The sequence below is a fragment of the Pseudomonas sp. F1_0610 genome, from assembly GCF_047470865.1.
Lineage (GTDB): Bacteria > Pseudomonadota > Gammaproteobacteria > Pseudomonadales > Pseudomonadaceae > JAZDRH01.
The window spans coordinates 231,104-253,358 of record NZ_JAZDRH010000001.1 but is presented as its reverse complement, the minus strand read 5'-3'; the positions used below and the strand labels follow the sequence as shown (position 1 = coordinate 253,358).

General features: G+C 39.0%; 26 protein-coding genes and 2 rRNA genes. 15 read left to right on the top strand and 13 right to left on the bottom strand.

The annotated features are described in order from the left end of the window. The 4 genes from VQ643_RS01240 to VQ643_RS01225 form a co-directional block, all read left to right on the top strand. A 23S ribosomal RNA gene (locus VQ643_RS01240) occupies window positions 1–78 on the top strand; the annotation flags it as partial. A 123-nt stretch (window positions 79–201) separates the two neighbouring features. Further along, a 5S ribosomal RNA gene (gene rrf, locus VQ643_RS01235) occupies window positions 202–317 on the top strand. A gap of 179 nt (window positions 318–496) precedes the next feature. Then, on the top strand, window positions 497–1,150 hold the full coding sequence (locus VQ643_RS01230; protein ID WP_414197434.1) for a hypothetical protein: 654 nt from the start codon (window positions 497–499) through the stop codon (window positions 1,148–1,150). Window positions 1,151–1,196: 46 nt separating this feature from the next. Then, entirely contained in the window at window positions 1,197–1,436 is a 240-nt protein-coding gene (locus VQ643_RS01225) for a glutaredoxin family protein (RefSeq protein ID WP_414197432.1), read from the top strand. A gap of 11 nt (window positions 1,437–1,447) precedes the next feature. Here VQ643_RS01225 and VQ643_RS01220 read toward each other — a convergent pair whose 3' ends face one another. Continuing rightward, window positions 1,448–2,752 carry an adenylate/guanylate cyclase domain-containing protein gene (locus VQ643_RS01220; RefSeq protein WP_414197430.1) on the bottom strand — a complete coding sequence of 435 codons (1,305 nt, stop codon included), beginning with the start codon at window positions 2,750–2,752 and terminating at the stop codon, window positions 1,448–1,450. 220 nt (window positions 2,753–2,972) lie between these two features. Here VQ643_RS01220 and VQ643_RS01215 point away from each other — a divergent pair, with 220 nt between their 5' ends. Then, a complete protein-coding gene (locus tag VQ643_RS01215; RefSeq protein ID WP_414197428.1) occupies window positions 2,973–3,338 on the top strand; it encodes a YkgJ family cysteine cluster protein in 366 nt (121 codons plus the stop codon). Window positions 3,339–3,365: 27 nt separating this feature from the next. Continuing rightward, window positions 3,366–3,923 (top strand): nitroreductase family protein, encoded by a 558-nt coding sequence (locus tag VQ643_RS01210; protein ID WP_414197426.1) that lies wholly within the window; start codon window positions 3,366–3,368, stop codon window positions 3,921–3,923. On the opposite strand, the gene VQ643_RS01205 is transcribed toward VQ643_RS01210, so the two are convergent. The 5 genes from VQ643_RS01205 to VQ643_RS01185 form a co-directional block, all read right to left on the bottom strand. Further along, window positions 3,910–5,208, bottom strand: a complete 1,299-nt coding sequence (locus tag VQ643_RS01205) for an ATP-binding protein (protein WP_414197424.1) — start codon at window positions 5,206–5,208, stop codon at window positions 3,910–3,912. The genes VQ643_RS01210 and VQ643_RS01205 overlap by 14 nt on opposite strands. A 20-nt stretch (window positions 5,209–5,228) precedes the next feature. Then, on the bottom strand, window positions 5,229–6,047 hold the full coding sequence (locus tag VQ643_RS01200; protein WP_414197422.1) for a Spy/CpxP family protein refolding chaperone: 819 nt from the start codon (window positions 6,045–6,047) through the stop codon (window positions 5,229–5,231). A 94-nt stretch (window positions 6,048–6,141) separates the two neighbouring features. After that, complete coding sequence (locus VQ643_RS01195) at window positions 6,142–6,828, bottom strand: response regulator transcription factor (protein WP_414197420.1); 687 nt, start codon at window positions 6,826–6,828, stop codon at window positions 6,142–6,144. A 3-nt stretch (window positions 6,829–6,831) separates the two neighbouring features. Further along, window positions 6,832–7,131, bottom strand: a complete 300-nt coding sequence (locus VQ643_RS01190) for a YciI family protein (RefSeq protein ID WP_414197442.1) — start codon at window positions 7,129–7,131, stop codon at window positions 6,832–6,834. A gap of 8 nt (window positions 7,132–7,139) precedes the next feature. Next, on the bottom strand, window positions 7,140–7,736 hold the full coding sequence (locus VQ643_RS01185; protein ID WP_414197418.1) for a septation protein A: 597 nt from the start codon (window positions 7,734–7,736) through the stop codon (window positions 7,140–7,142). Window positions 7,737–7,805: 69 nt separating this feature from the next. Here VQ643_RS01185 and VQ643_RS01180 point away from each other — a divergent pair, with 69 nt between their 5' ends. From VQ643_RS01180 to VQ643_RS01140, 9 genes are all read left to right on the top strand, one after another. Then, on the top strand, window positions 7,806–8,648 hold the full coding sequence (locus VQ643_RS01180; RefSeq protein ID WP_414197416.1) for a PHP domain-containing protein: 843 nt from the start codon (window positions 7,806–7,808) through the stop codon (window positions 8,646–8,648). Window positions 8,649–8,676: 28 nt separating this feature from the next. Next, the gene (locus tag VQ643_RS01175; protein ID WP_414197415.1) at window positions 8,677–9,306 is read left to right on the top strand and encodes an L-threonylcarbamoyladenylate synthase; all 630 of its coding nucleotides are present in this window, start codon (window positions 8,677–8,679) and stop codon (window positions 9,304–9,306) included. Continuing rightward, window positions 9,303–10,118, top strand: a complete 816-nt coding sequence (locus tag VQ643_RS01170; RefSeq protein ID WP_414197413.1) for a segregation and condensation protein A — start codon at window positions 9,303–9,305, stop codon at window positions 10,116–10,118. Before VQ643_RS01175 ends, VQ643_RS01170 begins: the two co-directional genes overlap by 4 nt. Continuing rightward, window positions 10,108–10,926, top strand: a complete 819-nt coding sequence (gene scpB / locus VQ643_RS01165; RefSeq protein ID WP_414197411.1) for an SMC-Scp complex subunit ScpB — start codon at window positions 10,108–10,110, stop codon at window positions 10,924–10,926. The genes VQ643_RS01170 and scpB overlap by 11 nt, the downstream gene beginning before the upstream one ends. Window positions 10,927–10,948: 22 nt before the next feature. Then, window positions 10,949–11,938: a hypothetical protein gene (locus VQ643_RS01160; RefSeq protein WP_414197410.1), complete on the top strand. Its 990-nt coding sequence runs from the start codon at window positions 10,949–10,951 to the stop codon at window positions 11,936–11,938. 180 nt (window positions 11,939–12,118) lie between these two features. Beyond that, entirely contained in the window at window positions 12,119–12,349 is a 231-nt protein-coding gene (locus VQ643_RS01155; protein WP_414197408.1) for a DASH complex subunit Dad3, read from the top strand. Window positions 12,350–12,450: 101 nt separating this feature from the next. After that, the gene (locus tag VQ643_RS01150; RefSeq protein ID WP_414197407.1) at window positions 12,451–12,828 is read left to right on the top strand and encodes a hypothetical protein; all 378 of its coding nucleotides are present in this window, start codon (window positions 12,451–12,453) and stop codon (window positions 12,826–12,828) included. Window positions 12,829–13,632: 804 nt separating this feature from the next. Then, window positions 13,633–13,959: a hypothetical protein gene (locus VQ643_RS01145; RefSeq protein WP_414197405.1), complete on the top strand. Its 327-nt coding sequence runs from the start codon at window positions 13,633–13,635 to the stop codon at window positions 13,957–13,959. Between the two features lie 3 nt (window positions 13,960–13,962). Further along, window positions 13,963–15,057 carry a zonular occludens toxin domain-containing protein gene (locus VQ643_RS01140; RefSeq protein ID WP_414197403.1) on the top strand — a complete coding sequence of 365 codons (1,095 nt, stop codon included), beginning with the start codon at window positions 13,963–13,965 and terminating at the stop codon, window positions 15,055–15,057. Between the two features lie 181 nt (window positions 15,058–15,238). Here the strand turns inward: VQ643_RS01140 and VQ643_RS01135 are convergent, their stop codons facing one another. The 7 genes from VQ643_RS01135 to VQ643_RS01105 all read right to left on the bottom strand — a co-directional run bounded on the left by VQ643_RS01135 (window position 15,239) and on the right by VQ643_RS01105 (window position 22,252). After that, window positions 15,239–15,988 (bottom strand): AAA family ATPase, encoded by a 750-nt coding sequence (locus VQ643_RS01135; RefSeq protein WP_414197402.1) that lies wholly within the window; start codon window positions 15,986–15,988, stop codon window positions 15,239–15,241. Between the two features lie 179 nt (window positions 15,989–16,167). Beyond that, on the bottom strand, window positions 16,168–16,557 hold the full coding sequence (locus VQ643_RS01130; RefSeq protein WP_414197401.1) for a type IV pilin protein: 390 nt from the start codon (window positions 16,555–16,557) through the stop codon (window positions 16,168–16,170). A gap of 20 nt (window positions 16,558–16,577) precedes the next feature. Next, window positions 16,578–17,138, bottom strand: coding sequence for a hypothetical protein (locus tag VQ643_RS01125; RefSeq protein WP_414197399.1), 561 nt, complete (start codon window positions 17,136–17,138; stop codon window positions 16,578–16,580). Beyond that, window positions 17,135–17,992 (bottom strand): PilW family protein, encoded by an 858-nt coding sequence (locus VQ643_RS01120; protein WP_414197397.1) that lies wholly within the window; start codon window positions 17,990–17,992, stop codon window positions 17,135–17,137. Before VQ643_RS01120 ends, VQ643_RS01125 begins: the two co-directional genes overlap by 4 nt. Then, window positions 17,989–18,516, bottom strand: coding sequence for a prepilin-type N-terminal cleavage/methylation domain-containing protein (locus VQ643_RS01115; RefSeq protein ID WP_414197395.1), 528 nt, complete (start codon window positions 18,514–18,516; stop codon window positions 17,989–17,991). The genes VQ643_RS01120 and VQ643_RS01115 overlap by 4 nt, the downstream gene beginning before the upstream one ends. Window positions 18,517–18,521: 5 nt before the next feature. After that, window positions 18,522–18,896, bottom strand: a complete 375-nt coding sequence (locus VQ643_RS01110) for a PilY2 family type 4a fimbrial biogenesis protein (RefSeq protein ID WP_414197393.1) — start codon at window positions 18,894–18,896, stop codon at window positions 18,522–18,524. Then, window positions 18,893–22,252 (bottom strand): pilus assembly protein, encoded by a 3,360-nt coding sequence (locus VQ643_RS01105; protein ID WP_414197391.1) that lies wholly within the window; start codon window positions 22,250–22,252, stop codon window positions 18,893–18,895. Before VQ643_RS01105 ends, VQ643_RS01110 begins: the two co-directional genes overlap by 4 nt. Between the last annotated feature and the right edge of the window lie 3 nt (window positions 22,253–22,255).

Genomic DNA, 22,255 nt, shown 5'->3' with positions numbered 1-22,255 from the left:
CGACGTTGATAGGCTGGGTGTGTAAGCGTTGTGAGGCGTTGAGCTAACCAGTACTAATTGCCCGTGAGGCTTGACCATATAACACCCAAACAATTTGGGTAGTTGAAAAGATACAACCAAAAGTTCTGTGAACTGCAAATACCTGATACTATACACATACCGAATCTGAGTTAGCGCCTAGCGAGAACTCGAAAAGAATTGCTTGACGAACATAGAGCATTGGAACCACCTGATCCCATCCCGAACTCAGAAGTGAAACGATGTATCGCCGATGGTAGTGTGGGGTCTCCCCATGTGAGAGTAGGTCACCGTCAAGCGCCTAAAACAAAATCCCAGCTTAGCAATAGGCTGGGATTTTTTTATGTTCATAAAAAATACTGAGGATCTTTGGTTTATTTTTAGATAAAAAGTTAGTGCCGCTAGGAATCAAGATTGCCTTTTGTTTGCTTAGCACGTACATTAATTCTTAAATGTTTGAGTAATGTTAGGGAATGATATGACGTTAGAGGAGCTATTTAATAATTTTCAGCTGTTATCTGAAAAAATTCCAGATCATCTTAGGTTAAGAATTCATAGATGTTTAAGTTGGTTAAAAAAGGCTGATCAATCTGAGGCTGACCTTGATATACGTTTTATAAGCTTATGGATTGCATTTAATGCCGCTTATGCTAAAGATAAGCTAAATATTACTTCACCGAGTGAGCGTTTAAGTTTTAGAGACTTTATTAGCCTAGTTAATAGGAAGGCACATCAAGAAATTAACTTGTTAGTTTGGAATAAGTACTCAGGCAGTATTCGCTTACTGCTCAATAATGAGTATATTTTTCAGCCATTCTGGAATTTTAAAAATAACTTAATTTCAGAACAGGAGTGGTTGGATGCATTTCAAGAGTCAAAAAGAAAAGCTAATATTTACTTGAGTAATCATGATTTAGAGTCAGTTTTAGCGGTTATTTTTGAACGTTTATATACATTACGCAACCAAATTTTTCACGGTGGTTCTACATATAATAGCAGTGCTAATCGTGAGCAATTAAAAGATGCATGTAATTTTTTAACTGATTGTTTGTATGTGTTTGTGGGCGTTATGCTAAAAACGCCAGAGTCAAAAGAGTGGGGACTTCCGTTTTATCCATACATTTCAGCCTAGTGTTTAGGCCATATACTAATGTTATTTATTATTGAGTAATACGTTTATGATGTTTTTTCAGTTGATGGGCACACAGGGTTGTCATCTATGTGAAGTAGCCGAGCAGATTTTAGCGCAATTGATAACTGCCAGTATAAGAGTAGAGTTAATTGATATTGCAGAAGAAACTCAGTATTTTGACGCCTATAGCTTAAGAATTCCTGTTTTAAAAAACTCACAGACAGGCGCTGAACTTAATTGGCCTTTTACTTTAGAACAAGCAAAAAACTTTATAAGTTCAACTTAGTTAGTCTATCTTTATTGGTTTTCTAGTCGTTGGGTGGCTTCTTTTAGTGCTTCAATGACAGCTTCTTTATTGGAAACATTGCCCGAATCTAAGTACAGAGAAAATCCCACTTGTTGATGCTCAAAATAAGAGAAGTTAGTTTCGGACTGCTGCTTAAAGCCTATTACTTCATAAGTGCGAATAGGGCGGCTGAAACCTCTTACAATAATTTCACCGCTGTCACGGCAAGTGATGTGATCTTTTACTAGCGAATAGGTTTCATAGGAAATTAATATAGAACCAGCGGAGGCAGCACTTTCAAGTCGACTGGCTAAGTTAACTTCGCGACCAATAATGGTGTAGTCCATGCGTGTTGCTGCGCCAAAGTTACCAACAGTACAAAAGCCTGTACTTAACCCCATTCGTACCTCTAATGGTTTTTCAATACCTTGCGCGCGCCATTTATCGCGCAAAGATTTCATTCGGTCACGCATTTCTATTGCCATAGAGACTGCTGCAATAGCATCTTTTTTAGTGCCTTTGCTATTAGGGTCACCGAAAAAAATCATGATGCAATCACCAACAAACTTATCAATGGTTCCACCATATTTAAGTGCTATTTTAGCCATTTCAGTAAAGTAGCTATTAAGTAAGTCGGTTAGCGCTTCGGCTTCAAGCTCCTCAGAGACAAGGGTGAATTCCTTTATGTCAGAGAAAAATATCGTTAATTTTTTACGTTGAGTTTCAAGTTTGACTGTTTTTTTACCTGAGAAAATCATTTGCCAGATTTGTGGTGATAGATACTTAGACAAGTTTCTGGCTAGGGCAGCTGCTTTTTCTTTTTCAATAGATAGTTTGCGTTGTACTTCTTGTAGATAAAAGCTTTGCAAGAAAATGTAATAACCATAGAGGGCTAAGTAGAGCGCTGTTAACGTAATTCCTACAACAGAAACTAGAAAAGGTGTGTCTAAGTCAAGAGGTACATCTAATACTAAGTAACCCAGTAAGTTGCCTAAGGCAAAGGATAGATACATAGTAGTTAAGCCATAGAATCCACGGCTTACAATAAAGTGAAAGGAAATCATTAATGCCATTATTAAAACAGGTACTACAGAAAACCCTGTAATTGAAACAATAAAGCCTGTTTGTAATAGTTCAAGCATGAAAATGACAGTGATGTTGCTGTCTTTGCGTAATATATAGCAAATGGCATTGAGTGCCTGTGGAAATAGCAAACAATATAATACGAAAAATAGTGAGTACTCAGGTAATGGTGAGCTGGTAAATTGGAAGGCTACCAACATGGACGCTAGTGTTAAATAGGCACCATAGCGCATGTTGTGCGTCCGCCGTGCAAGACTTGGCAGCTGGTTTATATTTTTCAGTAAGGATGATATTGGCATCTGATCCCTTAGATGAGCATCACGTATTGGTTAGCGACTGTTTGGCATTATAGTTCAATTATTAAAGAATTGATCAATATTTTGTTACTTTAACAACTCTAGCGTAAAATGTAACCCTGCTGATGTGATCAGTAACTATATAGTTAAATCTACTATGTCTAATCCATGTCTAACTTGCGGCGCTTGTTGCGCTCACTTTCGTGTTTCTTTTTTCTGGGGTGAATGCCAGTCTGCTGGCGGTACAGTGCCAGATGAGAAGGTTATTTCGATATCACCTACCTATGTTGCAATGCAGGGGACTACGGAAAAGCCGGCTCGATGTAGTTGTTTAATGGGGAATGTTGGTGAGGGCGTTCGCTGTACTATGTATGAGCAACGTTCTAGTACCTGTAGAGATTTTGAGGCTTCTTGGGAGTTTGGGCAGAAGAATCCGCATTGTGATCAGGCTCGAGCAGCTCATGGCTTACCTCCGATAGATCCACCACTTGAACCTAATTTATCACCTGATAAAGTGGCATAACTCTTTTTTCGATTGAGGTAGTTTTATATGCAAGCGATGGACTTACTTTTAACACGTACATCCTCAGCACGCTTGAGCGAACCTGCACCAACTGCAGAGCAACGCACCTTATTGTTTAAGGCAGCTATGAGAGCGCCTGATCATGGGTTGTTGCAACCATGGCGATTTATCTCTATTGAAGGTGAAGCGCGGAATAAGTTGAGCCAAATTTTCGCAGATGAGCTTATGCAGCAAGAGCCAGGTATAAGTACGGAAAAAATAGAAAAAACCAAAGGTTTATTACTGCGTGCCCCACTGGTGGTTGCTGTGATATTCACACCAAAACAGGATCATAAGGTAACCTCGTTAGACCAGTTATTAGCCGCAGGCTGTGCTGCTCATAGCATACTGCAGTCGGCTTTTGCACAAGGCTTAGGGGCTATTTGGCGTACAGGCGATATGATAAGTAGCCAAGCCGTTTTAACAGCGTTAGAACTGAAGCCTGAAGAAAAAATAGTAGGCTTTATCTATTTAGGGAATAATCTAACCACACCCAGAAGCGTTCCTGATGTTGATTTATCAAAATTTCTAACTAATTGGCGCTAAAAGGTAGCTTGATCTCTGCTAGTAGTCCGCCTTTTCCTGCATTTTTAAAGCTCAAAGTGCCATTATGCTGCTCAATGGCACGCCGAGCGATGGCTAATCCTAGACCATAACCTTGCGCATGTTGATTAGGCGCTCGAAAAAATGGCTCAGCCAATTTATCTAATAATTCAGGTGCAACCCCAGGCCCTTCATCTTGAATATGAATGAGCAGATGGCCTGCATCTAAAAATGCCCTGATTTCAATTGTTTTGTTTGTAGGGTTAAAACGTAAGGCATTGTTCAGTAAGTTATTTAATGCCTGCTCTAATAGTTGCTGGCAACCAGTAAAAGTTAAGTTTTTATCGCAGTTAATTTGAATGTTTTGTTCTGGTGCTAGTATCAGAGCATCCTCTTTCATGTGCTGAAAGAGTAAGTTTAGGTTTATAAGTTGCTTGTCTTCCACATGGTTATCAAGCCGGGCTAGGGCTAAAATCTCGCCAATTAGCGTATCAAGGCGGTCACACTCACGCTCTAACTTTGGCCACATATCATTAAGCTGTTGTTGCTCGGCGCGCTGAGCAAGTGCCATTGAAATTCGTAAGCGTGCTAAAGGCGAGCGTAGTTCGTGTGAGACATCACGCAGAAGTTGTTTTTGTTGGGCTAATGTTGTCTGAAGACGCATTCCCATAGCGTTAAAATCACGTGCTAAAACTCCCAGTTCATCCGCTCGGTAAGTTAAAGATTGCAAACCTGCTTGCTGATAGCTTGATTGTCCAAGCTCATGTACAGCATGGCGTAATTTATTAATAGGGCGTGTGATTGAGGTGGTTAACCAAAAGCTAACACTGATGAGAACTAAAAAAGCGATAGTTGCCAGACTGGCTGGAATAATCCAGTTTCCGCGCTGCCATGCACTAATTTGTTCATTTGGTAGCCGATATACAAAAAGATATTCTTGTCCAGTATTAGAACTAACTTCCTGTGTAATACGAAGCCAGCGCCCTCTATGCATGCCATGTCCGTGTCCACGGCTATTATCAATAGATACAGGACGGCTGTTGATATCAAAAACCTGTGTTTCTAAGTTAAATTGTTTTCGCCGTTGCTGCAGTAGGGCGCGAGCAGCGCGCTCATCACCTGACTCATAATACGCTAACCATGTTGTGGTTAAGCGGTTAAAGGCAGGATGACTATTGAGTAACCATTGTTCTGTATTAAATATTTGTGCAATGGCAAAGGTTAAGCCAATAACTAAAACTAGGGCTAAACAAAATGCAGCAAAAACTCTCCAAAATAATGTACGCATAGTTTAGCCCTAGATATTTATTATTTAGCTGAGGTCGTACTCGCAGAATTAGCTTGACGATTCATTTGAGTTTGTAGTTTGTCAAATTCAGCCTGTTGCTCTATGGTTAAAATTGCGCGTAACTTTTCCTGGGTTTCAGTACGGATCTTTTGCTTTTCATCCAGCATTGATTGGCGCTGTTCTTGGCTTAATTTAGGTATGTATTTATCACGAACTGCTTGGTGTTTTTCAACGCTTGATTGAATTTCTTTATCAAAGGCAGCTTGTTGTTCGGGCGTTAAGTTTAAGTTAGAAAAATGGGGGTGTTGGCTATTCATACGATGGTTACCACGATGACCTTGCCCATAATGTGTACTGCGATAGTTTTGGCGATCTTGCATGCGTTGCATATTATCAATACGACGCTGGGACGTAATTTTATCAAATTCAACTTTTTGCTCAGCGTTTAGTACTTCACGCATACGCTGATGAGCAGCAGTGCTTTGCTGCATATGTTCAGCACGCATTTTTTGACGTTGTTGCTCTGTCATAGGATGCGTATATTGGCTACGAATATGTTGGTGCTGAGCTCTATTGGCTTGCATTTCTTTATTGAAAGCTGCTTCTTGTTCTGGGGTTAAATTTAAGCTGTTAAACATTGTTTGGCGGTGATTTTGGTAACGAGCTTGACCTTTATTATGCCAGTCGCTGCGGTGTTTTCCTTGCATGTTTATTGAGTTGCATGCAGCACCATCATTCATACAAGCATTATGCTGTGATGAGTGCCCCATCATAGGTTGGGCCATGCCTGACAAGGGTAAAAGGCTAGCAATAGCTAAAGCGATAATTGAAGTACGCATGGTTAAATCCTCTTGCTTAGAATCATTTCGTGGCTAAGAGTATGGCGAAGTAAAGGTCAAGTGCTGTCAGCTAGATGTAAAGCTTGTGTAAAGATTACCTACTGTAGAAATAGCCGCGACCTCGCAGCACTGCAATACGCGCTGACCCATCTTTATGTGGGCCTAGTTTTTTACGCAAGTTACTGACATGCATATCTAGGCTGCGATCATATAATGTTAATTTGCGTTCAAGAGCATGCAATGATAGTCGCTGCTTATCAATAATATCCCCTGGATGTTCAAGTAAGGCTTCTAGCAGGCGTCCTTCTGAGACTGTTAGGCTAATTTCTTCTTCATTAATGTATACCAAGCCGCGGGAGGGAATAAAAAGCAAATCATCTATTTCGATTTTTTTATGTTCTTGTGTAGTCGTTGTTGTTGAGCTACGTCGTAACAAAGCGCGTAAACGAGCGGTGAGTTCTCTTGGGTCACAAGGTTTTGCCATGTAATCGTCAGCACCCAGTTCTAAACCTAAGGTCCGGTCTAAAGGTTCGCCACGAGCAGAAAGCATTAATATAGGAAGTTGCGCATAGTTTTTGCGTAAATTTCGTAATAGCTCAAGCCCACTACCATCAGGCAGCATAACATCAAGAATGGTGATGTCTGGCTGAAATTTTAATAATTGCTGTTGCGCACTTTGCGTATCATGACAGCAGCTCACTTGAAAGCCTTCTTGTGTAAGCCAATGGCTCAAAAGCTCGCACAGTTCAATATCATCATCAACAAGAAGAACACTATTCATAAGCTATGGAAAAACTTGTTTGAAGGGTTTAACCTGCACGTGAGCATACACATTGGCTTCGCAGTACGGGTCATCGTTTGCCCACTGCTGTGCAGCGGCTAATGATGTAAACTCTGCAACGACTAAACTGCCAGTAAAACCAGCAGCACCAGGGTTATCACTGTCAATTGCGGGGTGAGGACCAGCGAGTACTAAGCGACCTGCCTCTTGTAGGGCTTGTAGTCGAGCCAAGTGTGCAGGCCGTGCAGCTAAGCGATGTTCTAGTGTATTTGGGTTGTCAGTAGCAATAATGGCATACAGCATCATTAGCGTTAGTCCTCTTTATTTTCTTGTTTAGGTGGCTCTTGAATATGACGCGCCATATAAACTCCTTGAGCAATCATAAACACAATCGTCATAGCCAAGCTGCCAAAAACCTTGAAATCTACCCAGATTGAGGGAAAAGTAAAGGCAACAAATAAGTTTGCAGCACCGCTGAAAATAAAGAAAATTGTCCATGCAATATTTAGCTTGTACCAAACAGCATCTGGCAGATTAATGGCGTGTCCCATCATTCGCTTAATGAGTGGCGTTTTCCCCGCTACAAATAAGCTGCCTAAGAAAATAAGTGCAAAGATCCAGTTAACAATAGGGGCTTTCCATTTCAAGAAAGTCTCACTATGAAACGCAATAGTTAGACCACCAAAAAATAAACAAGCGACTAATGTAATAACTTGATTACGTTCTAAGCGTTTTTGTTTTATCCATAAAGCCCCGTATACCAGTAATGAGCTGGCAATTAAGACCTCTGTTGCGCTAAAAATACCGCCCAGTTGAAAGCTATAACCCAATAGATCAACTGTACGAGGATCTAATTTGAAAACAATGAAGAATAGAATAAGCGGAATAAAATCAATAAACTGTTTCACGATGCAAGTCATTTAGTGTGGAAAAGGGCATAATAGCATTCTTAGTCTTTAGCGAAAGCCTTTTAGTTCATGGATATTGATTTACATTGTCATAGTACAGCTTCTGATGGTGTGCTAACGCCAGATAGCTTAGTGCTACGCGCTTATGAAAAAGGTGTTAAAGTCCTGGCCTTAACCGACCATGATACGGTTGAAGGGCTTGCTCTTGCACGTGATACGGCTAATAAATTAGGTATTCAACTGATAAATGGCATAGAGTTTTCAGCCACCCATCTGGGGGCTACAGTCCATATCTTAGGCTATGACTTTAGGTTGAATGATCCAGCCATTCTTTCAGCCTGTGAAAGATTAAAGCAAGCGCGCTGGAGTAGGGCAATAGAGATAGCTGAGCGTTTAGCTAAAAAAGGTATGGGTAATGCATTAGAAGGTGCTATAGCAGTGCAAGCAGAGCGAGGTGAGAGTGAGAATGCTCCAGCACGTCCTCATTTTGCACAGTTTTTAGTCAATCAAGGTTATGTTAAAGACTTTTCTGAGGCATTTAGAAAATGGCTAGGTGCCGGGAAAGTAGGTGACGTTAAACAACATTGGCCTTGTATGGAGCAAGTGCTAGAAACTTTGCATCAAGCTAATGCTTGGATTAGCCTAGCTCATCCTTATCAGTATAATTTTACTCGAACCAAACGTCGGCGGTTAGTGAGTGACTTTGCTGCATTAGGTGGACATGCTCTTGAGGTCTCTAATGGGATGCAGCCAGCTGAAGAAGTGGGTGTATTATCTATTTTAGCACGAGAGTTTCAACTGATGGGAAGTGCAGGTAGCGATTTTCACTTACCTAAGCCGTGGTCAGAATTAGGCGTTTATCGGCCATTTGCAAATGATTTGCCTGCATTATGGCAAAACTTTCAATGCTGATTAGTACGCTGTAAAAGGAGTAGTTAATATGGGACAGTTTTTCCAGATACATGCTGAAACCCCCCAGCCACGCCTTATTCGACAAGTAATTGAGGTGATTCAAAAGGGCGGTGTTATTATCTATCCTACCGATTCATCTTATGCATTGGGCTGCCGTGTAGGTGATAAAACGGCGGTTGATCGTATTCGGCGCCTGCGCCGCTTGGATGATAAACATAACTTTACATTAATTTGCCGTGATTTATCTGAGTTAGGCTTGTATGCCAAGGTAGATACAGTAGCGTTTCGTTTGCTAAAAGCGCATACACCAGGCCCTTACACTTATATTTTAAATGCTACACGCGAAGTTCCACGCATTCTTATGCATCCTAAACGTCGTACTATAGGTTTGCGTGTGCCTAACAACCCTATCGCTCAAGCTATTTTAAACGAGCTAGGTGAACCCTTATTAAGTGTTAGTTTAATTTTGCCAGATCATGATGAGCCGCTGAATGATCCTTATGAAATACGAGATGTATTAGAGAATCAGGTTGATTTAATTATTGATGGCGGTTATTGCAGTCTAGAGCCTTCTACTGTGATTAGCATGGTTGACGACACTATCGAAATTTTACGTGTAGGCTGCGGTGATCCTACGCCTTTTGAACAGGATGCATGACGTTGGAGCAGGGAGCTAATTCAGAACAACTACAGCTTCCTTTGGCGTTGGTCTATGGCGAAGCAGTCACTGAGCTGCCTTTAGATCTCTATATTCCGCCAGATGCGCTTGAAGTTTTTCTTGAGGCCTTTGAAGGACCACTTGATTTATTGCTATACCTTATTCGTAAGCAAAATATTAATATTTTAGATATTCCTGTTGCTCAAATTACCCAGCAATATATGGGATATGTTGAGTTAATGAAAACTGTACGCCTTGAGCTAGCGGCTGAGTACTTGGTAATGGCTGCGATGCTGGCAGAAATTAAATCACGTATGTTATTGCCTCGTTCAGAAGAAGTTATAGATGAGGAAGAAGATCCGCGCGCAGAATTGATTAGGCGTCTACAAGAATACGAGCGTTTTAAACAGGCTGCTGAAGATTTAGATGATCTACCACGTTTAGAGCGAGATATTGTGCTTGCACAAGCCGACTTGCCTCAATTTAAAACTGAAAAGCGCTTTCCTCAGGTTGAGTTACAAGAGGTCTTGCTAGCTATGGCCGAAGTATTAAAGCGCAGTGCTTTATTTGAAAGCCATCAAGTTGAACGGGAAACCTTATCAACACGCGAACGTATGAGCTTAATTTTAGAGCGCCTAAAAGATAAAAAATTTGTACCCTTTGGCCAATTATTTACGCTAGAAGAAGGGCGTTTAGGCGTAGTTGTTACTTTCATGGCAATACTTGAGCTTACAAAAGAAGCATTAATAGAATTAGTGCAAAATGAAGCGTGCAGCGCTATTCATGTACGCATGAGAACAAATGATGATTAGTCCACGACAACTTTCCTGTGCCTTAGAAGCTATTTTGCTGGCTAGCAACAAAGCCTTGAGTCTAGATCAATTGCATGAGCTTTTTGTTGATGAGGTAGAAACTCCAAGCAAAGAGCAATTAGAACAGGCTTTAAACATACTAGAAAAAGACTGCGCTAAGCGTGCAATAGAACTTAAACAAGTTGCTAGTGGTTATCGCTTACAGATACGAATGGAACATGCAAAATGGGCACATCGATTATTTGAAGAAAAACCTCCCAAATATTCACGTGCTATGTTAGAAACTTTGGCCTTAATTGCTTATCGCCAACCTATAACACGTGGTGAAATTGAGGATGTACGTGGTGTAAGTATTAACAGCCAGATTATTAAAAGTTTACTAGAGCGCGATTGGATTCGTGTTGTAGGCTATCGAGATGTGCCAGGACGACCTGAAATGCTGGCTACAACAAAAACATTTTTAGATTATTTTAATTTAAAGACATTAGATGAGCTGCCAGATCTTATTCATCTACAAAGCATGTTTGAAGAAGCTAATGAAACCACGTCAAAAGTTGTAGAACCTACTTCAACATTAAACAAGTTGGCTGATGACAAACCTATTCCTGACGATCTACAAGCGCGAGCCAATGCAGCACTTTTAGCCGCAGGAGCAGAAATAGAATTATCGGAGAATGAAGAATCAACCAGCTTTCGTAGTTTATTAGCTGAACTTGATAGCATGGAAGACGGATTAATCACTGAATTTACTGATATGGAAAACGAAATAGAACTAACAACTAATTTAGAAGATACTAGTTCTAGCTAAATTAAAATAGAGAGTGTTTAAAGTGATTAAATTTACTAAGGTTTATTATAAAAACTTTGGCTATGAATTATATTTTGCAAGTGGCGAAGGTTATATTCGTGAGAACGGAAGTTATATTTTTAAGACAATTTATAAAAATAAAAAAGTTGAAGTCATACTAGAAACTGGGCAACAGTATTATTATATAGATAATATGCCAGCAGCTAATTGCCCTATGCCAAACTACACCATAAAAGATGTTCTAATAGATAACCAAAAAGTAAGCTTGGATATAATTTATGATGCTTATGTAGAAGCTGGCAGGCGTACTCCAGCAGAAGGGTATCTAAGGGATTTTGACCTTTACGAGGAGATACAAAATTTAACTTCATCGTGTAATATTGAAACAAATCCTAAACACTATTTGTTCAATATTGAAATTTTAACCAATACTGAAAAAGAGAGGACTTTAGAGAGATTAACCTATGATGAGCTCATCTCTATCTCAAAAGAGTTTAAAATTACTGACATTTTTTTAATGATTGAATTTAACCAAATTCATTATGAAAACTATGGATTCGACCTTCATTTTACTGGTTGCAATTATGATAGAGATTATATTCGAGAAAATGGTCGTTATATTTTTCAGAGTTACTACAAACGTAATAACATTGAAGTAACTCTTGAAACAGGTCAAGAGTTCTATAGGCAAAGTTCAGATAACCCTATACCTGAATATCAAGTAAAGGAAATTTTTTTAAATTATAAAAAAATTGAGCTAAGTACAATATACTCAACTTATATTGAGTCTGGGGTACGAGAAGCTCCAGTTGATTATATAGGGGATTTTGAACTATACATGGCGATTCAAAATCTCACTAATTACTGTTTGATTGAAAGCCAACCTCAAAAATATTTATTTAACATTGAAATTCTAAATAGTGATGGCATTGTTTGTAATAGCTTAACCGCTGTTAACTACAACACAATTTTAGAGAATATCAGATCGGATCAGGATGTTAGAGTCTTTTAGAGGTGTATCTAGGCTGTTGAAATCTTGTAAACCTTAAATCTGTAGATCATTGTCTGACGGAGATACTAGGTTTTGGACGTGGATTTAAAATAAAGCCTGTATGCCATAATAGGTTGTCGTTATGTTGAATCTGCGTAGTAAAATCGCTTCACACGGAGCAGATTTAATATAACGGCGATTATGGCAATACAGTTATCTAGTATCCCACCTGATTTAATTCGTAGCTGTGAGCTTCTTACAGGGCGTTTGCAGCTTGATGCTGTCTTGCATGTCCTTTCTGATTATCCACGGCTTATAGCTGATTTGCGCAAAGCTAATGCGCTTTTGCATGACTTCGATAATGAATCAAAAGAGCTTGATCTTATTGTTGATCGTTTGCGTTTAATTGCTTTCGCTATTAATGAATTATAATCATGTTAAAACCGACGAACGGCATAGTATTGTTACAAGTAACTCTTTACGTTACAAGTAACGAATAGTATAATTAACTCAACAAAACAGGAGAGTTAATCATGACTACAACAGCTAAAAAACCAATGACTAGCGCAGAACGTATTGCTAAATTTCGGAGTGAACAAAAGCAACTAGGTCGCAAACAAGTTAATGTTTTTATGACTGATGAAGAAAAAGAGCTTGTGCTTCAGTATTTGGATAAGTTGAGAGGTGACTATTCGGGTGAAGCTGATTTGCTAGTTGTTAATTCTAGTCATAAGCCTGTGGTTGATGAGATTCAGCGTATTTTGAGTTATCCAGCAACTAATCCAGCAATTAAAAGTGTCGATGTTTCTTTGATTTATCGCCTAAATTGTTACAATACTGTTTTAAATAGCAATCCAGTTGCGACTATTAATTTAGCTGGCCAACGCTTTAAGCACCTAAACTACGATTAATGTTACAAGTAACAAGACAAGTTACAAGTAACTTTAAGGACACTTGGATTTAACAGATTTTTACATAAGGCTTTGTTATCGCTAGATTTTCAGTCAACACGACCTCGCCTTTTCCCTAATTACTTTTACGTCATTTCAATCATCACAAATCTTTCAACACAATTCGCACACGAACCGAGTTGAGCGGGCGAGTAGCTTTAGCTGCTCGGGCGTGATTTATCTCGGCGTTAGTGACCGCTTGCGGGCGCTTACGTTGTGTTCTACTCAGGATCAGCCGAACTTAAGCTTTCCAGCCATTATTGATATTACGACAAGCCAGAATAATGATGACGTTAATGCAAGGGCCATAAAGCCAATGTAGATTCCTAGTGCTATTTCATAAGCTAGTCGCCTTTCTTTTTTGTAATGTTTTTGTGCTCTTGGCTCTGCTCTTAAATCGTCCATAACTCAACTTTTTTTTAGCGGCTAAAATTTTGCAAAAGTGGGGGAACTGTAACACCCCCACGAGTGTACGCAGTTGAGTACAAAGTAAGTACTCTTGCGGAGCTGATTATTGCGCTCTCATTGCGTCTTGTTCAAGTCCTAGTATCAAACCTCTTAATGCTGTTCTTGCTACCAATTGTTGTTCTAATGGGAGGTCTTGAATTCTTCGTATTGTAAACTCTAAGTCTTTTGATAGTGGTTGTTCTCCGTCCTTGAGTATCTCATCAGTTGTAACATCTAGCACTTGGGCGAAAATCAATATTTTATCTGCTGATTGGTCTTTTTTAGGTATTCGTATTTTCTTGTCTGCGTAGGTGATTTATGGAAGCTTTAAACAAGTTTTTTAATGCTATAGCTGAGTTTTTTGGCAAGATATTTGATTGGCTTAATGAAGCTTATGAGTCAATTATTAATTTTTTTAAAGAGTTGCCAGAGTGGATTTTTTCAGAGTTTGCGGATGGTGTTGTCGAGTTTTTTAACGCTATTCCCGTACCTGATTTTTTCAAAGATGCTGGTAGTGCGTTTTCTAACATTTCAGGTGATATCGCTTATTTTGCTGAACCTTTCGCTATTGGTTTTGGTGTCACTGTGATTCTTGCGGCTTACTTGCTTCGTTTTATTCTTCGTCGCATTCCGTTTATTGGGTGATTTATGGCTATTCATGCTTATACAGGGTTGCCTGGTCACGGTAAAAGTTATGGTGTTGTTGAGCACGTAATAATTCCAAGTCTTAAGCAAGATAGGCTTGTTATTACTAATATTCCGCTTGATGCTGATGCGCTTTTGATGGACTTCGGTGGCAATATTCGGCAGTTGCCAAATGACTGGTTTGAAGCATCTGATCTTGCGCAGTTTGCAGAAAACGGCTGCGTGTTCGTACTGGATGAGCTTTGGCGTCGGTGGCCAGCAGGTTTGCGTGACGATCAAGCGCCTTTTGCTGATAAGGAGTTATTAGCAGAGCATAGGCATAAAGTAGATGACAAAGGGCGCTCGATGCGCATTGTTTTTGTTACGCAAGATTTAAGTCAGATCTCAAGTTTTGCGCGAGCGCTTATAGAGACTACTTTTCGGATCTCTAAGATAAGCAAAAGTAATTATCGCGTTGATATTTACACGGGTGCTGTTACTGGGCATAGACCTCCTAAAACGGCTTTGCTACGTAAAAGTTTTGGTAGGTTTAAGGATTCTATTTTTCCTTATTATAAAAGCGCTACTAAATCTGAGACGGGCAATGTAGGCGATGAAAGTACGGCAGACGGTCGCGTTTCTGTGCTCAGAAGCTTTAGTCTCTGGGCATCTATCATTATGTCTGTTGTTTTCTTACTTTTTGGTGTTTGGGGTGTTCTTCGTTTCTTTTCATCAGCGCCAGAACCTGAGTCTGTTCAAGTTGTAGATGATAGAAATCAGTCAGCTTTGTCGGCTCTCAAAGGCGATGATTTATCTGTTAAACCTGTGACTGTTGAAAAGCCAAAGACTAAGCCAGTTATCAAAAACGAACCTGTAATTTCTTCTATTTGGCGCGTTTCAGGCTTTGTTGCTATGGGCGATAATGTTAAAGGTAAAAATGAGCGTGTTGCGCTTGTTAATGATGCTGGCCGTACTCGTTTTGTGCCGTTTTCAATGTGCAAGTATATGGACGGTGGCATAGATATTTATTGTGATGTTGACGGTGAGCGCATTACAGCATTTAGTGGTCGTGCTGCTATGACTACCGTTTATGATAAAACGCCTGTGTCAATGAATTAAAAGAGCGTTTCTTGTGTCCGCTTTTGTGAACGTAGAGAACAAATCGGACACAAGAATAGCGATTGATTGTGTGCATGTTTTTAGTGATGATTGACGTGGATTTAAAATAAAGCGTGTATGCCATAATAGATATTATGTTAAATTACACTTGTACTATAATTACTTACCTCTAGCGCCTTACTCAATCCTCTTCTTGCGTATCATCGTCTAAAAGATGCTTTAGCATTTGCTCATGCCTATTGAGGAAACTCTTAGTAATGACATAGTGTTCAGTATCCTCATATTCAATGGGCTCTATACCCGTATCAGAAAAGCTATATATTTTGGCATCAGGATAAGCTAACAATATGGGTGAATGCGTAGCAATAATAAATTGCGAGTCATTTTTAACTAAATTATGAATGGCCTGCAGTGCGGCTAATTGACGTGTTGGGGACAAGGCTGCTTCTGGTTCATCCATTAAGTATAAGCCCCTTCCTTTAAGTTTTACTAATAGTGTAGCCATAAAAGACTCACCATGTGATTGCGCATGCAGTGATTTGTTTGAATAAGAAGTGTGATAACCTGTATTATCCATAAAGGTTGCGAGGTTGTAGAAACTTTCGGCTCGCAAAAAGAACCAGTCTTTAGGATATTTAAAACTTCTGACCGTCTTAATATATTTATTTAATTCAGAGTGAGATTTCTTTGTTGAAAAGAGAGATTGTTTTGTTCCGCCCTCTGCGTTAAGCCCTAGCGCAACAGCTATTGCTTCTAGTAGCGTTGATTTTCCGCTACCATTCTCACCTACAAAAAATGTAATTTTAGGATGAAATTTTAATGAGGTTATTTTATTTATTGAAGGGATATTAAATGGATAGTCATCATAAGCAGTAATTTTTCTTTTTTTTAGTTCGATTTCTCTCAAATAAGGCAGCGCTTTCATTGTCATTGAGTTAGTCCTGAAATTATCTTATTTCTATTTTTAGCACGCAGGATGAGCTATTTTTCCAACAAAATTATGCTTAATCTATCAGATAATATGTTCATGTGTCAGCCGTTTTATTGACCAAAGTAGATAAAATACCAAAAAACGCTAAGTATGTTTAAGATAGTTTTAAGCCCCCCTTATTACCAGCAGGTAGCTTGGTCGCCAACGCCTGTATAGCTCTTTTCAGAGAGCGAATTTAATATGAAGCTGCCGCACTCAGTATCATCAAATAAATTTTCTGCTGTTAAAGTAAATGTTTTTTCATCTTTGCTTAAGTCTATACTTATTTTATATTTATTGTTCTCTGTGGTTTCAGTAACATTTAGCTTATCTAGCCCTGTATATTTATAATTTTGCATATAATAGCGCTCTTGCTTGGCTTGTATATCCAGCAAGGCAGAACGCCCTTCTGATCTATAACCTTTTTTTAGGTAATTACTATAGGATGGATAAGCCAATGATGATAAAACTGCAAGAATTACGACCACTACCATAATTTCAATTAAAGTAAAGCCAGCTACCTTTTTCATTTCAATATCCTTATGTAGCTTTAGTTATTTAATCCAACAAAAAAATTGGCAACTATTGATTGTACTGTATAGAGATCGCGTTCCTCTGCTTTACCATTGACTAGATAATAGTAGGTTCCTGCCCCCTCTAATTGATCACTCCATTCCACACTGCCGCTGTTTTCAAATGAAACCAAGTATGAATTGAAAGAAGCTTTCATTGTATTTTCGTTATTTTCTACAGCTTGCCATATAACATCAACACTATTGGGATTTAAATAGAATTTTTTTAGTTGTTCAGGGTCGGTAAATTCAGGAACTAAACAGGGTATATTTAGCTCTAGTTTAGTATTAAAGTTTGAAGTACAGTTTGACGCTAAGAGATCATCAATTTTTTCTCTATTTCTTAAACTTCCAAATAAGCGCATTTCCCCTTCACGTAATGCAATGTCAGCACTGTTTTTTAGTTGTTCAGTAATTAAACGGTTATTTGTTATTTTATTTTGCAAATAAACATCTTTAAATCCTGCAACCGTTAACACTGTTAAGATAATGAGAATGACTAAGGTAATAAGTAAAACGCTGCCTTTTTCTGATTTCATGGCATTATTCCTCTTAGAACATAGGTTGCATTAACAATTTCGTAGATTTGTTTTTTATCTTTTTCTAGTGCTTTGGTTGTGCTTTTTTGTTCTTTCCATAGATTTAAAATACCTTCAGATTTTGTATCAGCCACATTTTCCTTACTGCTCACTAATAATGAGTAGCGGATAGAACGTACAAGGTTGTTGGGTTTTCCTTTCCATTCGCTAACCGGTGTATAAATATCAACTTTTTTATCATATTGATGAGCGACACTTTGTGCCCAACCAAACTCTAGTGTTGCATCGGCTATATGGTCGAGTATTTCTATACGACCTACTGTTGTTTTAGGGTTTAGATTCGAACACCAAATACTACCCTGGTTTTTGTTGGCATCTTGAGTGTATTCAAAAGCCAGTACTACTAGATCATTAGCCGAAGGCGCTGCAAAAGGCAAATCACTACTTTCTGCAAATTTTACCTTCTCCCCTAAGCAATCTAGCTCTTCTGAGGATAAGGCTTGATAGCGTATGCAAAAACCGTTACCACCCTGTAAGTTTGTGGCTACTGCTTGTTCATCGAAGTCACAGGTATAGTTAAAACTAGAACCTTTTTTGCCCTCGTATGTGGCTTGGGGAAAAGATTTCTCCATTGATGCATCAACAGTGCGTCTAAAGCCTGCTTTGTAAATCCAGCGGTTTAGTGTTGTTTGCGCAAAGTTAGCTGTGTCATTAACACGCATAACAGAGCGCTCGAAAGCATAACTACGCTTATAATTAAGATAAATCTGTGTAATGCCTAATATTAAGAATGAGCTTAATAGTAGTGTAATCATTATCTCAATTAAGCTGATACCCTGGCTATATTTTCTCATATTTCAGCACTCGTTATGAAATAGCATTTTTCTGGGTTGCTCGTATCTTCTGAATAGCAGTCATAGCTACCACTAGAGTTTGTTGTAGATTCCCAGAATAAAGTAACTTTAATAATATTACGGCTAGGTACTATTTTTATTGAGGTGTCTGTTATTCCAGACACCTCTGCCTTGATATTCCAGCAAGCCAGCTTAACGGCGATATCATCTTCTGTGCTCGCTTGGGTTGTGCTCGTACAGTCCTGAGTTACTTTCTTGATTTTACCATCTTCCCAAAATGGCGTTTTCTCTTTTAGGTCATGATAATAAAGTGCGTTAGGAATACTTTTCTCATAGACCAAGTTTTTATATGAGCGTACCAAGTCGACATACTCACCTGTAAGATCCATAGCTACATTATATTTATTGTTTTCTACTAGGTAACCAACACTTCTTGATTGCATCACTAATAGACCTAGCAAGCTAACAGCTAATAATATAATGGCTATCAATATCTCAAGTAGACTAAATCCTTTCGTTTTCATAGAGGTTACCTAATAGAGTTTTCCATATCTAAGATATATTGCTCTTTATTTAACTCATAATCAGTTAAATTGGCTTCCCGTATTTGAGGTGAACGTGGATAAATGGTTATGGAGTAAATAGTTTTTAGCCCTGTCTGTTTTGCCCCATACACAGCTACATCGTCACCAATAGCTAACTGACTTATTTGTTCTTGGTGCTCTGTAATGACTTTGTTAGGTAAGAAAAACTCTACACCCGATAACTCTAAGTGGTTTTTTGCAATATCCAGTTTGGTGACTGTGCCTACGACTTCAAACTCGCTGGCATAAGCCTGGCCAACTAAAGCGCAGAAGGATAAAGCTAGACTGAGCAAGATTTTGCTTTTGATAGAAGTAATCATTCTACTTTTCTCCAAGTTTGACGACCAGATTCACCTAAATTTAAGTCAAAGCATGCTTCGGCTGAACAAACAACGGGCCCCTTTTCACTCATGCTTAAGTTAAGACCACCTGTACCATCATGACGAGTTCCGCTGACATAAAGGCCATTAACTTTCTCTGGGCTATTAACGAAGATGGGGTATTTCAGCGCACTACCTGTTGCTGGGTCAAATGCATACAAGCGGCTTTCTAAACCAGACGCACAAGAGTTAGAGTCGGGTAATAATGTTTGCACTACAATAGCCTTACCGACACTAATTGGGTTATATACAACCATCTCACGGTCTGTTTTATTTAATGTAATGCGCCATCCTTTGTGCTTTTCTTTGCTTGAAGTATAGTAGCGATTATTGTGCCATCTGGCCCAATTCACAGGATTTTGTGTAATGGTGATCGCTTCCTTGTTGTTTTGAGGAGAATTTTGAATAACTTCTTGCTCAGCTAAGTCTTTAGGATAGATGCGACCAGGGTAAGTACCTTTAGCTTTAGTGAGTGGATCCCAAATGCCATAGATATCTTGAACCATATCAGGGCTTTTATCTGCGTCAGCAATGTAGCGGCCAGTACCGAAAATTACGATATAACCAGGTTGAGTTGGGTGGCGTACAACTAATGGTGCGGTAGTAATTGACTGACCAACATTTTTCCTATCTTCTTTAGAGATGGCTCTAAATAAAGGCGTATGGTTGTGAGTCTTTTTAGGGTCTGTAGTTAAATCAAAGCGCCATAAGTTACCCTGTAAGTCACCTGCGTAAGCGACATCAGCTATACCATTACCTTGTAAGGAAACAATTTTTGGTGTTGATAGCCCGTTTTCGCTTATTTCGTTATCATTTTTCCGATGCGCCAGATATTCGCGCTCTAGTTTTCCGGTTTCAGCGTCTAAGACAAATAAGCTGGCATAGCCTTTAATTGAGGCCACATCAATTGAGGCTGGCCCATTGCCAAAAACAACTTTCCATTTGCCATCATTAAAGCGTACAACGCTTGGCACTGAATAGGTGTAACCTAAACGTCCAGTTGTTGTCGCAAAGTCAACACTATCTAAGTCCCACAACAGTTCAATTTTGGTAGGGTTTGTAATATCTAGTGCAAAAATACCTTTACCGCCAGCACCTAAGGTACCAACTAAAATAGTACGCCAGCCATTACTTGAGTACACATCAGCTACTGTTAGTTGTCCATCTACATAGTATCTATGTTTTTTCTCACCATAGTTAACTGATGTTAGTTCATTTAAATAAGGAATAACGGCTTTAGGTATATAGGCAAAGGTTTCTATGCCTGTCTCAGCATTTATTGCATGCAGCATGCCATCGTTAGCGCCAACATAAATATAACGAGGGCGTTTTTTCTTTTCTTCATAGAATGCACGGTATTCAGCTTGTTCTGCTGCACTCCAAGTGATACTACGAATTAGATAACGAGCATCTTTAACAGCCACAGGTTTTGAGTTAAGGATATCGCCCAATAAATGTTCGCGGGCTGCAAATATTTTGCCGTCTGCATAGGTTTGGTCACCACGAATAAAGTTAACTCGTTTTTCACCTAACCCGTCTTTTTGCAGGTTGGGATCAAAAATATCAGGGCTGATATTTAAGTACGCTTTGTAGTCTTCAGGTAGATTAGACCAAGTGAAGTCAACAACACCTTTTCGTGTGACAGGATTTTGTATCATGATTTTTCGCTGATTTGGAGAAATAGTTTTTAATTTCTCACTAACACCCTGTCCGCCCCAGAGTGCTTCTCTTGAACCATTAGTTACCTTAAAGGCACGTAAGTTACCAGACCAGCCATTAACAGAAGAGAAGCTTGTTTCAAAGCTGAACCCATGAGCCTCATCACCCTCTATTACAGAAGATACTGTAGTTGGCGCGGTTGTTGAGGTAGTTTTCATTGCAATGCGTGATACGATGCGCTGGAAGGCTTGTGTGATTTCTTGTGCTTTATCAGCACTATAGAACTCACCTCGCGAAACAATAGCTGCATGCCATAGGCTAAAAATTTTATTATCTGGCCACGTTTTTCCTACAATATTTTCATAGGTAGGCCGTGCTTTGCTTGGATCCCAAATAGGCGGATTACTGTAACCTTTAGGGTCTAAGCCTTTAGTTAAGCCTAAGCCAACAATAAAGTTAGTCATATGCTGCCAAGTGGCAGGGTCATTTTTTGGATTCCAGTAATCTGTACCATCTTGATAAAACGGCACTACATTATCTTCGCCTTTATATAAATCTGTCGCCCAGTAATATAAAGCAGTATAAGCAAGGCTATTTCTATTTTTAGGATCAACCCCACCAAAAGGAGATTGCCCAGTATAAGTAGTGCCATCTGGCAAGCTAAAAGTACGGTTAGTTATACCTTCAAGTTTAACTTTATTGATACTAGAACTAATTCCATCAGTGTATTCGCCATCAGTCATCATGACATGGTAGTTATTGCGGCATGTAAATTCAGTTTGCCTTTCTTTATAAGCAAGATCTTTACTAAAAAATTTTCCTGCTCTTTCCATAGAGCGATGAAGTGGTGTACCTGTATGGGCGTAAGTATCGTTTAACCAAGTATAGAAATTATACTTATGTTCAGCTGTAAACTTTAAAAAATTATCAACCCGTGTGCCACCGCAGCTGGTTTCTAAAGTACAGCCAGATAGTTCTTGCCAAGTGACACGAGTCTCGGGTGGTAGATTCATAAAAGCAAGGTTAGCTGCTGATTTGGTTAGGAGCATACGATTCCGATAGAAGGCATACCAAGTAGCGTATTTTTTCACTTCATCCGGATTGTTTTTATCAATCATTACCAGTTTATAGCATTTTTCATCTGTATCATTTTTGCTGTTACAGTTAGGTATTTTAACTGCATAACTTAAATCATCATCATATACGATAGATGTAGTATTGGATCGAAAACCGTCTGTTTTTATTTTTAGATTATTTCTTTTGTCATACTCATAAAAATTATTATATTGGTAAAATCTATAGGTTGCCGTTTCATCCTTGCCCTCTTTTTCAGCATACCAAGGAATATCATAGGTTACTTGCGGGTTAGGATCATATGCCAATGGGTTGTGTTCTACAAATTTTAAAATTTTAGACCCTCTAGGTGATAAACCATCAGGAACATATTTGGCACTCATTGATCCAGAGGTGTCTAATGTAAATATAACGTTAGGCGCAACACTTTCACGAAGCATTAATGGTTGTTGGCTAGGCTCGTAAATACTTTGTTGTGCTGGTTTAGCGTAGGTATGCAATGAACCACTAGCAAGTGCTATCATTACAACTAGTTTTTTTATCGCTAGATGATTAATTTTCATTTT